At 32.2% G+C, this 14,831-nt stretch carries 14 protein-coding genes; 7 read left to right on the forward strand and 7 right to left on the reverse strand.

What is annotated here, in order from left to right; genetic code table 11:
* Positions 1–150 precede the first annotated feature (150 nt).
* From BUE10_RS05275 to BUE10_RS05305, 7 genes are all read right to left on the reverse strand, one after another.
* Positions 151–897, reverse strand: coding sequence for an acyltransferase (locus BUE10_RS05275; RefSeq protein WP_073482920.1), 747 nt, complete (start codon positions 895–897; stop codon positions 151–153).
* Positions 884–2,392, reverse strand: coding sequence for an O-antigen translocase (locus BUE10_RS05280; RefSeq protein WP_073482922.1), 1,509 nt, complete (start codon positions 2,390–2,392; stop codon positions 884–886). Before BUE10_RS05280 ends, BUE10_RS05275 begins: the two co-directional genes overlap by 14 nt.
* Before the next feature lie 3 nt (positions 2,393–2,395).
* On the reverse strand, positions 2,396–3,535 hold the full coding sequence (locus BUE10_RS05285) for a DegT/DnrJ/EryC1/StrS family aminotransferase (RefSeq protein WP_073482924.1): 1,140 nt from the start codon (positions 3,533–3,535) through the stop codon (positions 2,396–2,398).
* Entirely contained in the window at positions 3,532–4,482 is a 951-nt protein-coding gene (locus tag BUE10_RS05290; protein WP_073482926.1) for a FemAB family protein, read from the reverse strand. Before BUE10_RS05290 ends, BUE10_RS05285 begins: the two co-directional genes overlap by 4 nt.
* 122 nt (positions 4,483–4,604) lie before the next feature.
* Positions 4,605–5,207 carry a trimeric intracellular cation channel family protein gene (locus BUE10_RS05295; RefSeq protein ID WP_053471006.1) on the reverse strand — a complete coding sequence of 201 codons (603 nt, stop codon included), beginning with the start codon at positions 5,205–5,207 and terminating at the stop codon, positions 4,605–4,607.
* A gap of 68 nt (positions 5,208–5,275) precedes the next feature.
* Positions 5,276–6,121, reverse strand: a complete 846-nt coding sequence (locus tag BUE10_RS05300; RefSeq protein ID WP_073482928.1) for a hypothetical protein — start codon at positions 6,119–6,121, stop codon at positions 5,276–5,278.
* Between the two features lie 109 nt (positions 6,122–6,230).
* The gene (locus BUE10_RS05305) at positions 6,231–6,974 is read right to left on the reverse strand and encodes an RDD family protein (protein ID WP_073482930.1); all 744 of its coding nucleotides are present in this window, start codon (positions 6,972–6,974) and stop codon (positions 6,231–6,233) included.
* A gap of 20 nt (positions 6,975–6,994) precedes the next feature.
* Between BUE10_RS05305 and BUE10_RS05310 the strand changes: the two genes are divergently transcribed.
* The 7 genes from BUE10_RS05310 to BUE10_RS05340 all read left to right on the forward strand — a co-directional run bounded on the left by BUE10_RS05310 (position 6,995) and on the right by BUE10_RS05340 (position 14,715).
* Positions 6,995–7,975 carry a stage II sporulation protein M gene (locus BUE10_RS05310; RefSeq protein ID WP_073482932.1) on the forward strand — a complete coding sequence of 327 codons (981 nt, stop codon included), beginning with the start codon at positions 6,995–6,997 and terminating at the stop codon, positions 7,973–7,975.
* An 11-nt stretch (positions 7,976–7,986) separates the two neighbouring features.
* Positions 7,987–8,754: a DUF4129 domain-containing protein gene (locus BUE10_RS05315; protein ID WP_073482934.1), complete on the forward strand. Its 768-nt coding sequence runs from the start codon at positions 7,987–7,989 to the stop codon at positions 8,752–8,754.
* Positions 8,754–9,959: a DUF4350 domain-containing protein gene (locus tag BUE10_RS05320; protein ID WP_073482936.1), complete on the forward strand. Its 1,206-nt coding sequence runs from the start codon at positions 8,754–8,756 to the stop codon at positions 9,957–9,959. The genes BUE10_RS05315 and BUE10_RS05320 overlap by 1 nt, the downstream gene beginning before the upstream one ends.
* Positions 9,960–10,066: 107 nt before the next feature.
* On the forward strand, positions 10,067–11,080 hold the full coding sequence (locus tag BUE10_RS05325) for an AAA family ATPase (protein ID WP_073482939.1): 1,014 nt from the start codon (positions 10,067–10,069) through the stop codon (positions 11,078–11,080).
* A 134-nt stretch (positions 11,081–11,214) separates the two neighbouring features.
* Entirely contained in the window at positions 11,215–12,546 is a 1,332-nt protein-coding gene (locus tag BUE10_RS05330; protein WP_073482942.1) for a DUF58 domain-containing protein, read from the forward strand.
* A 102-nt stretch (positions 12,547–12,648) separates the two neighbouring features.
* The gene (locus tag BUE10_RS05335; RefSeq protein ID WP_073483075.1) at positions 12,649–13,734 is read left to right on the forward strand and encodes an alkaline phosphatase family protein; all 1,086 of its coding nucleotides are present in this window, start codon (positions 12,649–12,651) and stop codon (positions 13,732–13,734) included.
* Positions 13,735–13,926: 192 nt separating this feature from the next.
* Entirely contained in the window at positions 13,927–14,715 is a 789-nt protein-coding gene (locus tag BUE10_RS05340) for a TrmH family RNA methyltransferase (RefSeq protein ID WP_073482944.1), read from the forward strand.
* Positions 14,716–14,831 lie beyond the last annotated feature (116 nt).

The raw sequence follows: 14,831 nt of genomic DNA on the forward strand, positions 1-14,831 counted from the left end.
TCTTGAATAGAACGCGGATTTTTACAGATTCGCTAAAGCGAAGACGCAGATTAAAACGGATTTTTTATTATCTGTTTAAAAAATAAAATCCGTGTCAATCCGCGTCTTTACGAAGTAAATCCGTCTCATCCGCGTACAAAACACACATTTTTAAATCGTCAAAAAATCATCTAACAACTCTTTTTCTCCACTCCAATCGCGTGAAATATTACTTCGGATTAATTTAGCCGGAACACCGCCTATTAAGATATTTTCGCCAAGCGAAGTATAATCTTTGGTACACAAACTATTTGATGCAACGGTGCAGAAATCTGGCGTTTGAGTTCCTTTTAAAACAGAAACCCTGTTGCTCATAAAATTATAATTCCCAATACTAATTGGAGCTGATTTTTTAAGTTTTTCTCCGGTTTGAGTATCAATCAAATCATGGAAATTAGTATCAATAATCTGAGATTCAGAACCGAAACGGGCATATTCTCCCAAAACTATTTTTTCGGTACAAATTATTTTTCCGCTTGAAGCGAGAGAAGCCATATTTCCGAGTTCACAGACAGCATTTTCTCCAACGAAAACAAAACAATCTTTGCCAAACTGGAATTTTCCTTTAAAAATTAATTTTCCTAAAATATTGATTTCAACGATGCCTTTATGAACCGTATTCAATTCATAAGGCTGACCAAAGCCAATCATTCCTTTCTGGATTTTTCCATCTAATTGAATCTCACCATAAATGGAAATGAATTTTACTTTTCCGTAAAAGAAAACAGGAAGTTTTTTAGCGGTTGCAAAAGGGAATTTCTTAAAGTTAAAATACAGCGTTTTGATCCAGTTTACTTTCCAGTAAAACTTTAATTTATGATAAAATGATCGGCATTTTCTATAACTATTCTGAATCATTATTCTCTTTTTTTCGCTGAACAAATGACGTAAATATTTCGCTTAAATTCATCTTTTTATCAATATGATACAAACTAAAACCGAAAGATATCAAAATCATAACCGATAATAAACCATATTTTAAAAGCGAAGTTTCGATAAATCGGAAGAAAAATGAAGCGGTGCTAATTACAAAACAAACCAAGTAAATTTGGCAAAATTCTGTTTCAAAATAAAAATTATATCTTTTTTTAGTGATGATTTTTAAACCGATAAAATGACATAAAAAATAAAGACAGAAACTAAAACCCAAACCTTCTAATCCGTAAAAATAATAGCCTAAAACATTCATTACTAAAGACAAAACATTAAAACCAACGGCAGTTTTTATAAACATTTTAGAATCGCCTTTTGCAATTAAAATAAATCCCATTGCCCAGGAAACGGCGCGAAAAATCATTCCTAAAATACCAATGCAAATCATAGGTAAAATAGCTTCAAACTTTAAGGTATAAAGCAACTTAACGATAAGGGAGCTAAAAGCAAGAAACAAAACAATAATAGGCGTTATAATCAAAACCGAAATAAAAGCCTGCTGCTGTACGCTTATTCTAACTTTATCATTATCAGAGTTTATAGAAGCTAGTTTCGGGAAATAATCGGTGCTCATAACCGTAAAAATAATTCCCACATAGGAGTTTAATAATGTAAATCCGGCGTTGTAAAATCCTACTTGTTCTAAACCTCCTGTTTTTCCAATATAAATTTGAATTAGATAAGCAGTCAAAAGCGTTAAAACACTACTTATGGTAAGCATAAAGCCTAATTTTATAATCGATTTTCCTTCGGTTACAAAGACATCTTTTGTAATTTCTCCTTTCTTATTTTCTACTCTTACTTTAGTTGAATAATAAAAAGAAAAAATCAATGAAGTTACGGATGCCAGCAAAATGGTTGGAATTATGGCATCGATCTTAAAATAAATATAGAGCGGAATTGAAAATAATAATCCGAATAAATTTCCATAAAAATTGGCTTTCGCCAAAAACTTCAAATGTCTTAAACCTTGCAAAACAGCCAATTGTCCAGAAGATAATTGCTTGAATAAAATAGTAAGAGAAAGAAATATAAACGAATACGTTTGACTCGAATCTCCAAAAGTCAAAATACTTAAAGCTTTTGAGAAAATTATAGTAAATAACATTCCTAATATTCCGGTAAAAAAAACAATTCTTTTTACAATCCGAATCGTTATCGAAACCTTTCGAATATCATCTTTATTGAAATTTTCTGAAATACTTTTGACTGCGCTGGTTTCAATTCCAAGACCTGAAACGCTGCTTAAAACACTCAACGTAGAATTTAGCAAAGCAATAATTCCCATTCCCGCCGGACCTATAAAAACGGCAATTAATTTGGTGCGGATTATTGATATTAAAATCGAAAAAAACTGAACGCCTCCAAAAAGTGAAGTTGTTTTTAAAATCTGCTGATATGATTTTTTGCTATCAGTCACGAATTAATACTGGTTTAGAATTTCGATAATGTAATTTACTTCCGTTTCTGTCAAAACGGGACTCATTGGCAGACTCAAAACTTCATTGTGAATCTTTTCTGTAATAGGAAATGATAAGTTATTCCAGTCTGGAAATGCGTTTTGTTTATGCGGCGGTACCGGATAATGAATTACGGTTTGGATATTATTTTTGGTCAAATACTGCTGTAAATGATCTCTGTTTTTAGTTCTTATAACAAATAAATGAAAAACATGATTGTTTGAAAAATCCCAAAACGGCAATTCGATTTTATCATTTTTAATTTCAGCCAAATAACGTTTTGCAATTACTCTTCGCTTTTCATTATCAGCATTTAAATTGGGCAGTTTTATGTTTAAAAATGCGGCTTGCAATTCGTCTAATCTTGAATTTACGCCAATATATTCGTTATAATATTTTTTCTCAGAACCGTAATTGCGAAGCGAAAACAACACTTTTGCTAATTCAGGATCGTTTGTAGTAATTGCACCGCCATCGCCTAGACTGCCTAAGTTTTTTCCTGGGTAAAAACTGTGTGCCGACGCTCCTAAATGCTCTTCGACTTCGCTCAGAGTGACATCTTTATAATTTGGAATTTGGGTTTTAGAATTTTGGAATTTTGAAACTCCGTGCGACTGGGCTGCGTCTTCAATTATTAAAAGATTGTTTTGATCTGCAATTTCATTTATTTTATCCATTTCTGCTAATTGTCCGTAAAGATGAACGGCTAAAATGGCTTTTGTTTTTGATGTTATTTTTTCGAAAATTAAATCCGGATTGATGTTGTAGGTTTCTAATTTTGGTTCAACTAAAACGGGAATTAAATCTGCTTGTAAAATGGATAAAATACTGGCAATATAAGTATTGGCAGGAACAATAACTTCATCGCCTTTTTTGAGTTTCCCCAGTTCGATATAACCTTTAAAAATCAAAACCAAAGCATCAAAACCGTTGCCTGCTCCAATGCAATATTGAGTTTGGCAATATTCGGCGAAAGCTTTTTCGAAGGTTTCTGTTTCTTTTCCTAAAATGTACCAGCCATTGTCTAAAACCAATTTCAGTTTTTCCTGAAAAGCGGTTTCATAAGGTTCATTAATTTTTTTTAGATCTAGAAACGGTATCATTTTATATCCAATTTATAAAAATCCTGATTGTAAACTTTACAGCCTAATTCTTCTTTTTGTTTTAAAAGACCAGAATGATAACCGGATTCATTTTGTTCATTTACAATTCCCATATCAAAAAAATGTTTTCCTTTTCGTTTGTATCGGTGGATCAAATTAATGAATAAAAAATCTAACGCCCGTGTTTCTTCTCCTTTTTTAGAAGTGGCGCCATATTGTGATTTTACTACATTTTGGGTTTCAAAAATGGTTATTCCGGCAATAATTTCATCATTTTGATAAACTGAAAATTGTTTGATGTTTTTGGGGAATCGTTCTTTTAAAAGTGCTATTTCTTCTTTTGAATGAACGGGTTTTTCATTAAACTTTTCTAATAATCTCGGTTCTAAAACTTCATTCCAAAACGGTTTAAAATCTTCTTCTTCAATAATATCCAAATCAAGGTTTTCAATTCTTCTAAAATGTTTTAATTTACTTTTTGAAATTTTTAAAGGTGAATTTAAATTGGCTGCCAAATTCATTTCTTTTCGTTCTAAAACCGCTCCTCTTTTAAATAAAAAAAAGTCAAGTTCCTGATTTCCTTCCGGAAAGTAAAAAATCGGAATGGGTTTGTAATAGAAAGTTTTTATGGCGTTTTCTTTCAAAAATAATAAAACCGAATCCAGAATTGATTCCGTTTTTTCGGCATTTAATTTAGACGAAAAAACCAATCCTCCATAAGTAAGTCCCTGATGCGAATAAATGGAGTTTTCTTTTTTATTGGCTGGCAGAATGGCTTTTAGTTTTTCTTCTTCAAAAATTAAAAGTGAAAAATCTTCAAACCGATCCTTATGATATTCCATAAAATCACGATGAAATAAAAACGTTGCATTTTTGGCCTGAACAATAAAGTCATTCCATAATTTGTAATCGTTTTGATCGTATTTTTTTATGGTGTATTTATTCATTTTTTGGTGTGTGTTCTTTTGCCACGAATTTCACGAATTTTCACGAATAAAAGCCGCTTAATAAAATTTAATACAAAAGAAATTCGTGTAAATTCGTGAAATTCGTGGCAGACAAAAAATCTTTATTTATGTTCAAAAGCCGGCAGATACCATTTATATTTTACCGCTAATAAACGAACTGAAATTATTACAACAGAAGTTACAAGGTACAAAACATCATCTTCTAAATTTAATTTCTTAAGTCCAAAGAATACGATTCCCCCAAAAATACAGATTGTTGCGTAGATTTCTCTTCTAAAAATCGTTGGAATTTCGGTACACAAAATATCCCGAATTACACCGCCAAAACAAGCAGTCATGGTTCCTAATGCCACACAAATTACTGGATGAAGACCCGTTAAAATTCCTCTCTCAAGGCCAATTAAAGTAAAAACTCCCAGACCAATGGTATCAAACAAAAACAGCGAAGTTCTAAGTTTATCAAACTTTTTTCTGAAGATAATCGCCAGAAAAAATCCCAAAATAATAACATAAACATATTGAAGATTCATCATCCAGCCCACTGGAGTTCTTCCAATTAAAACATCACGAAGCGTTCCGCCGCCAACAGCGGTGACAAAAGCAATGATAAAAACCCCAAACGGATCGAGTCTTTTATGCATCGCGGTTAATGCGCCAGACATTGCAAATGCCATCGTGCCAATAATATCTAATAAGTGAAACATGCTTTAAGGTGCAAAAATTTAAAGGTGCAGAGATACAAAGATTAAATTAATTGCAGCTCCTCAATTTGTTATTTTTTTGTGTAAATAGGGCTTCTTTTCAATAAATAGGTAATCGAATCCATCCAGCTGTCTTTTATTGCCAAAAACGGTTTACGAGTCTGCGAATATATTTTTGTGTTGTTTTTATACATATCAAAATAAACCGTGTAATAATAGTAAACCTGTGTGCTTGCTGTTGTTGTCGAAACATCGCTGGTTTTAACTTTCTTATTATTGTCGCTTACTTTTGCGTCTCCGCTGCTGTAAGTTGTAGCAGTTGTTCCAGAATTCATAGTATAGGAAACTTTTGCAGCTACAATATTATCAACTCCAAGAATTTTTTCAAGATCTTCAATTGGTGTTTCATCAATATTGTTGTGATCGATTCCCGCTTTGTGCAGTAAACTATTTGTAGTTCTTAAATCCTGAACCGTCAGCGGAAAAATATTCGATGATTTATCAATCAGTTTATTGTAAAGATCATTTTGGGCAAATTTTGCCATATCTTCGGAGCTTTCCTGTGTATCTGAATTTAAATACGGAACCGGAAGTACAGCAATAGTATTGGGTTTTACCTCTGCTGCAGCAATAACTGCCGAATTTGAAGATGTATTATTTCCCTGACTTACATCAAAAGTCTGCGAGCGTCCGCTTGCAAAATCGATTCTGGCTATTTGCGAAACATCGAGAGAAATTATCAGCGTTTCTCCGGGTAAAGAATATTCAACCGTTTTATCAGATATTTTACTAATTGTACCTTCAATAATCTGATAATCTCTTTTAATAATTTTATCTAATTTTTTTCCGCCTTGAGCGAAACTAAAAACGAATACAAAAAACAGCAATAATACGGCAGTTAATTTTTTAATCATCATATCATTTAGAATTTAATTTATAATCAGATTTTCCACGTCTGATAAATTTATAAAATTAAAATGGATAATTAACACTAAGAAAAACAATGAATTAACTCTTAGCAATTCATTACATATGCTGCGTGTAGAAATTGTAATCTTTTAAAATTACCCTGATAAAATCGTTATTATTTCCCGATTGATTTTTGATTCCGGTTACGCCTTCAATTTTTGCAACCAGTTTATAGATAATTTCATGATCATTTTTAGCCAGCGCACTTTGGTACGTTTCCTTAATAATTCTCATATCATTATCAGATAATTTAATTACTAAAGGATAAGTTGGTACATAAGCTTCGCCAATATCTTCAAGGATTGTATGGCTGATATTAATTTTGTTTTTTAAAGTAATTACGGCTGTTCCGGCTGCCATATCTCCTAATCGCTGTGATTTTTTACTTGAAGCCACGGCAATTAAACCAATAATTCCGTTGAATAAACTAAAATCAATAATTCTAAAAAACCAACGAATTAGGTAATCGCCAAAACCAGCCTGGTAACCATCTATTTTTACGACTTTAATTTTTACTAGTTTTTTTCCAAAGGACTGCCCTTCAAAAATACTTTCTAAGGTTATGGAGTAAATAATTAATGGAAAAAATAACACCAGAAATATGGCTCCTCTAGACCACATATCTAAATTTGTCATTAACCTATCGATGTCCATCCAGTAAAAAAATATCCAAACAATGAAGAATATATAAGAAAGTTTAATACCTAAATCGATGAAATAAGCGCCTAATCGCTCGCCTACAGAGGCCGCGATAAAATTTATTTTAACATTTTGTGTTGTGTTAATAGATAATTCTGACATATTTTATATTTTAGCCCTCAATGAGAGAAGTTGCCTTTATAAAACAAAATAAAGAAAAATGGCTGGAATTTGAGCTAGCTATTTTCGGTAAAGCTAAGAAAAATCCTGACGAATTAGCTAATTTGTACATTCAATTAATGAATGATCTTTCCTATGCGCAAACTTATTACCCTAAAAGTAAGACAGTTATCTATTTAAATCATTTAGCTTCACAGATTTATCAAAAGATTTATAAAACGAAGCGAACGGAAAAAAACAGGATTGTAGAATTTTTTAAAATAGAAGTGCCGCTTTTGCTTTTTGAATACAAAAGGTATCTTTTATACGCTTTTATCCTCTTTTTTGCCACCGTTGCAATGGGGGTAGTTTCTGCACGCTACGATCCAAATTTTGTTCGATTGATATTGGGCGACGATTATGTCAATATGACTTTAGAAAATATCAAGAAAGGAAATCCTGTAGCTGTTTACGAATCTGGGTCGAACTGGGGAAGTTTCATTGGCATTACGATGAACAATCTTTATGTTGGCGCAAGATGTTATATGTATGGAATTTTTGCAGGAATTGGAACGTTTTATGTTTTTCTTCAAAATTCATTAATGCTTGGTTCTTTTCAATATTTCTTTTACGACCAAAATGTCTTCTGGAAAAGTGTCCGCGGAATCTGGATTCATGGTTCTATGGAAATTTTTGCCATTGTAATTGAATCTGCCGCCGGGTTTATTTTAGGTGCTTCTATCCTGTTTCCTAAAACATATTCAAGAATTAATTCTTTTAAAATTGGTTTTAAAAACAGTTTTAAAATATTTTTAAGTACTTTTCCATTTACCATTAGTGCCGGTTTTCTGGAAGGATTCATTACAAGATATTCTATCGATATGCCTAACTGGTTAAGCAGTTTTATAATATTATTTACTTTAGGAATAATTTCATTTTATTACTTGGTTTACCCTACTATTGTTTACAAAAAAGTGCATAAATTATCAGCCAAACCGAATTAATTAAACCAGTAATGAATAAAATTTTATTTATTTTATCTTTTTTCTTTTTCTGCAGTATTTCGAATGCGCAGGATTCTTTGGTGACGGAAGATCCTCCAAAAATTGCTGCGATAAAATATACTGAAAAAGATATTCAAATTGATTCAGACTCAATTGAAGCCAAGACTTTTTCAAAAAATTACCAAAAAAAATATACCGATCCAGATTTTGTTTACGAACATAAAGCTCCTGAAAAAGGTTTTTGGGGTCGTTTTAAAGACTGGCTTGCCAGTATTTTTAGAAGTCTGTTTTCGTTTAGTACAAACGAAGCTTCTTTGAATTTTGTGGGTATATTGATTAGGATTATTTTGACGTTAGGAGTTGTTTTAATGATTTATTTAATCGTTAAAGCAATTATCAATAAAGAAGGCCAATGGATTTTTGGCAAAAATTCTAATAAAAGAACCGTTTATTATTCCGATATAGAGAAAAATATCCATCTTCTTGATTTCGAAAAACTGATAAAAGAAAGTCTCGAATCTGGCGAAAAACGTGCTGCAATTCGATACTATTATCTTTGGTTATTGAAAATAATGGCCCAGAATAATTATATCGAATGGGATATCGAAAAAACAAATTCAGATTATTTATACGAGCTTCAAAGACCTGCTCATAGAGAAGAGTTTACATATTTATCCTATCTGTACAATTACATTTGGTATGGTGAATTTGAAATTGATGAAAACACTTTCAGTAAAGCACAAAGTAGATTTAAGAATGCAATAAAAACCTTTAGTTAATGAATAAAAGTATCAAAATATACATTTCTGTTCTGGTTTTTATTTTTATCTTAATTCTAGTTTCAGATTACAACAAACCAAAACCTATTGATTGGCGCCCAACTTACTCTGTCAATGACAAAATCCCTTTTGGGTTATATGTTTTTGATAAAGAAATTGGCGGTATTTTAAAAAAACAAAAAATCCAGAGAATTTCGGCTGTAACGCCTTATGAGTTTTTAGATTCAAAATATGATGAAGATTCACTAGTTGAAACTTATTCTGTAAAAGGAACTTTTGTTAATATTTCTGTACAGAATAATATTGACGATCAGTCAATGAAGGAGATTATGTATTTCGTTTCACACGGAAATAATGCCTTTTTAAGTATGGCAAATTTTCCAAAGCCTTTATTAGATAGTTTGAAGTTTGAGTATACTTCAAATTTCCGTCCAACAGATAGTTCATTAGTCTGGATGGCAAATAAAAAACTGAGCCGAAAAGCATACAAATCAACAGGTGATATTGCTGATTATTTCTCTAAGATTGACACTTTAAACACAATTGTTTTAGGCTATCAGGGAAATCCAAAAAAAAAGAAAAATATCAATTTTATACAAATTCCTTATAAAAACGGAAACTTTTTTCTGCACATGCATCCTGTTGCTTTTACAAATTATAATCTGCTCAAAAAGGATCGTTATCAATATGCCGAAAATGTTCTTTCTTATATTCCGAAAGGAGATGTTTTTTGGTACACAAAATCGCAGACCGATGAAAATATTTCCGGATCGCCTCTTCGATATATTTTAAGTCAGCCGGCCTTAGCATGGGCTTGGTATTTATTCCTGATCGGGATGTTGATTTTTATGATATTTAATGCCAAAAGAAAACAGCGAATTGTTCCTATTTTACAGCCTCTCTCTAATTTGACAATTGATTTTACCAAAACAATTGGTAATTTGTACTATCAGGAAGGCGATCACAAGAATATAATTGATAAAAAAATCATTTATTTTTTAGAAAGAATCAGAACTGAATATTTAATCGACACCACAAAACTGGATGATGAATTTGTCAAAAAACTGCATCATAAAACAGGCAAAGACGAAAAAGATATTCAGGAACTGGTATTTTTAATTAACGAACACCGAAATAGTTATCATGACAGTATTGAACAGGATTTAATCCGAATTAATAATGCAATCGAAAAAATTATACATTAAAAATATTTGTCAAGATTTAAAATTAAAGAGTTAGCTAAAATCTTTTTTAATCCTAATAATCTGTGGCAAAAAAAATAAAATAAAACGAATTAAAAAACACACCAAACATGGACGATATTAATACACCAGAAACAGAAATCACAAATGAAAATGTGAATTTTGAAACCAGAATAAATTTAGCACCGCTTTTAGATCACGTAAATGCCATTAAAAAAGAAATCGAAACCGTAATTGTTGGACAGCATAAAATGGTTGACCAGCTTTTGGTTGCTATTTTATCAAACGGACACGTTTTATTAGAAGGTGTTCCCGGAGTTGCAAAAACAATTACAGCAAAATTATTGGCAAAAACATTAAATATTGGTTTTAGCCGAATTCAGTTTACGCCAGATTTAATGCCATCTGATATTTTAGGAACTTCAATTTTCAATTTAAAAAGTTCAGAATTTGAATTCAAAAAAGGGCCAATCTTTTCTAATTTAATTTTAATTGACGAGATCAACCGTGCGCCGGCAAAAACACAAGCCGCTCTTTTTGAAGTTATGGAAGAACGTCAAATTACAATTGACGGTTCTGGATATAAATTAGAAACTCCGTTTTTGGTAATTGCAACGCAAAACCCAATTGAGCAGGAAGGAACTTATCGTTTGCCAGAAGCGCAATTAGACCGTTTCTTGTTCAAAATCACAATCGATTATCCAAAATTAAACGAAGAAATCCTGATTATTCAAAGAGAACATTTATTGCAGGATCACGGAAAATTAGAAGCTATTCAAACGCTTCTTTCTTCTGCAGAAATAAATCAATACCAAGCTTTAGTTAAACAAATTAGAGTAGAACAAAACTTATTAGAATATATCGCTAGAATCGTAGTAAACACACGCGAAAATGCCTTTTTATATTTAGGAGCTTCGCCTCGTGCATCGATTGCTATTTTGAATGCTTCAAAAGGTTTCGCTGCCATTCGCGGACGTGATTTTGTTACTCCGGAAGATATTAAAGAAGCTGCAATTCCTGTTTTACAGCACCGTGTAATTGTTGCGCCGGAACGTGAAATGGAAGGGATTACAAGCTCTGAAATTATCAAACAAATTATCGAAACTGTAGAGATTCCTAGGTAATTCTCTGTTCCTGAGAGGTTTTCAAAACCTCGTAGGTATTAATTATATAATTTATTCTAAGCCAAAAACACCTACAAGGTTTTAAAAACCTTGCAGGAGAACTTGAAACTTAAAACCTGAAACTATAAAAAACAGTGAAGTTTATAAAAAGTCTATATCTCAATAATTTCTTCTTCTATGTGCTCTTGGGCATTATAGCATTATTTGTCTGCGCTTTTATTTTTCCCAATTTGTACAACGCAGTTTGGTTTATTATTTTGGTTTTGATCACTTTTTTAGGTTTGGATATTTTAATATTATATCTGGCCAAAACAGGAATTGAAGCCGAGAGAATTACACCGGAAAAGCTTTCAAACGGAGATTTAAATCCAATAAACATCCAAATAAAAAATCATTATACTTTCCCAATTTTGGTTAGGATAATTGATGAAATTCCGTTTCAATTTCAGGTTCGTAATTTTAAAATTGCAAAAAGAATAAAAGCATCAGAAGAAAAAGAAATCGGATATGACCTTCGTCCAACAGAACGCGGCGAATATCATTTTGGTTATTTAAACATTTATGTTTCTTCGCCACTACGATTGATTTCAAGAAGATTTTCTTTTGCCAAAGATCAAATGGTGCCAACTTATCCGTCTTATATTCAATTGAGAAAATACGATTTATTGGCATTTTCGAATAATTTATATCAATACGGAATCAAGAAAATCCGCCGAATTGGTCATACCATGGAATTTGAACAAATTAAAGAATATGTTCAGGGTGATGATCTTAGAACTATAAACTGGAAAGCTACAGCAAAGAAAAATGCGCTGATGGTGAATCAGTTTCAGGACGAAAAATCACAGTCTGTTTATTTGGCTATTGACAAAGGACGCGTTATGCAAATGCCTTTTGACGGATTAAGTTTACTGGATTATGCGATAAATTCGACGTTAGTTTTAGCGAATGTAATTTTGAAAAAACAGGATAAAGCCGGAATTTTTGCTTTTTCTAAAAAAGTTGAAAATAGAGTTTTTGCAGAAAGAAGAGGTTCACAGATGCAAAAAATCCTTGAAACCTTATACAACATCAAAACTGACTTTTTTGAAAGCGATTACAGCCGATTGTATGTTGACATCAAGAAAAATATCAACCAAAGAAGTTTGATTATTCTGTATACGAATTTTGAAACAATGGACGGTTTACATCGTCAGCTGCCCTATTTAAAAGGAATTGCAAAAAGCCATTTACTGGTTGTTGTCTTTTTTCAGAATACGGAACTAAACGCTATCATCAATAAAAAAACAGATACCATTCAGGAAGTTTACGATAAAGTAATTGCCGAAAAATTCATGTTTGAAAAACGTCTTATCGCAAATGAACTAAAGAAATATGGAATTCATTCGGTTTTAACACAGCCTGAGAATTTGACTTTAGATGCTATTAATAAGTATTTGGAGATTAAAGCGAGAGGGATTTTGTGATTTTTTTCTCTGTTAACTAATGGTTATATTTAAAAATATGAATTAAGTTGATTTGAATTATTGATTAGTTTTGGATATCAAATAACTTCTAAATCTTTAAAAATGAAAAAAGCAATTCTCATTGTATTCATTTTAATCAGCTTTTTATCTTCTGCACAAAAAACAGAAAACATAATCATTATTACTACTGACGGTTTTAGATGGCAGGAAGTTTTTAAAGGATTAGACCCGGCGATTGCCAATGATAAAAAATTCAATCAGGGAGACAGTACTTATATTTATAAAAGATACTCCGCTTCAGATTTTGCAGCATCTCGCCAAAAAATCATGCCTTTTTTCTGGACAGAAATTGCTTCAAAAGGACAAATTTATGGAAATCGTGATCTTGGAAGTAAAGTAGATGTTTCAAATCCGTATTGGTTTAGTTATCCTGGATATAGCGAAATTATGACCGGAAATGTTGATGTTCAGATAAACTCTAACGGTTACAAACCCAATCCAAACGTAAATGTTTTGGAATTCCTGAATAAGCAATCTAAACTAAAAGGAAAAGTTGCTGCTTTTGGTGCATGGGACGCTTTTGATCGAATTTTAAATGAAGAAAGAAGTGGGTTTCCAGTAATTTCTGCTTTTGATAATGTAGGCGGAAACAAGCCTACAGCCTCTCAAAAACTATTAAACGAAATGCGAAATAATTCGTTCAAACCTTTTCATGAAGATGAATGCCTTGATGTTTTTACGCATTATGAGGCAATGGACGAACTTAAAACCAAGAAACCAAAAGTGCTGTATATCTCTTACGGAGAAACCGATGAATGGGCGCATCATGGTCATTACAGATCATATCTTGATGCAGTTAATCAAGTAGATAAATGGATTAAAGAAATCTGGGATTTTGTACAAAATGATCCACAGTACAAAAACAAAACAACAATTTTTATCACCGTTGATCACGGCCGCGGCGACAAAATAAAATCACAATGGACAGATCACGGAGCTGATATTGCTGGCGCATCGCAAATTTGGTTCGCCGCAATGGGACCAGAAATTGCTCCAAAAGGCGAAATCAAAACAGATTCTCAATTCTACCAAAAACAATTCGCCCAGACTTTCGCCAAAATCATGGGATACAATTTCACCACAGATCATCCTGTTGAAACTGAAGTTAAAGAAATCTTTGAAAAATAAATTCTAGCTTTTTCGCCACGAATTACACGAATTTTCACTAATTTCTTTTGATTATGTTCAATTATAATTCGTGAAAATTCGTGTAATTCGTGGCAAAAACTATAACAATTCAAAACCTACAAGGTTTTAAAAACCTTGCAGGAAGAAAAAATCTCAGTACCTTAGCGCCTTAGAATCTTAGTCGCTCAAAAAATGAAACAAATAACGTCAGTTCAAAATCCGTTTATAAAATCGCTTGCTTTATTACAGGAAAAAGCAAAAGCCAGAAAACAAACCGGAACATTTTTAATTGAAGGACAACGTGAAATTTCATTAGCCATAAAAGGCGGTTACGAAATTGAAACGGTTTTATTTTTACCCGATTTAGTGACCGAAAACCAAATCAATAAATTGGTTTCCTCATCAGTTCAGTTAATCGAAATCAACAAAGAAGTTTACCAAAAACTAGCTTATCGCGACACAACCGAAGGTATTTTGGCTGTAGCCAAAACCAAATCTTTAAAATTATCTGATTTAAAATTATCTGATAATCCATTAATTTTAGTGGCCGAATCTCTGGAAAAACCCGGAAATGTCGGTGCCGTTTTACGTACCGCAGATGCCGCAAATCTAGACGCCGTTTTAATCGCAGACCCAAAAAGCGATTTATACAATCCGAATATTGTGCGTTCCAGCGTTGGCTGTTTGTTTACCAACCAAATCGCAACCGGAACAACCGAAGAAATTATTGCTTTTTTGAAAGAGAAAAAGATCAATTTTTATTCGGCAACTTTACAAAATTCAACTTCCTATCATACCCAAAACTTCACTACTCCAACCGCTTTGGTTGTTGGTACAGAGGCTACCGGCTTAACGCAGAAATGGCGTGATGCCGCAACACAAAATATTATTATCCCAATGCAGGGCGAAATCGACAGCATGAATGTTTCTGTCGCTGCCGCTATTTTAATTTTTGAAGCAAAAAGACAAAGAGGGTTCTAGATTTTTGATTTTAGATTTTTGATTTTAGATTTTAGATTTTAGATTTTAGATTTTAGATTTTAGATTTTAGATTTTAGATTTTAGATTTTAGATTTTAGATTTTAGATTTTAGATTT

Source organism: Flavobacterium sp. CF108 (assembly GCF_900129795.1).
GTDB lineage: Bacteria > Bacteroidota > Bacteroidia > Flavobacteriales > Flavobacteriaceae > Flavobacterium.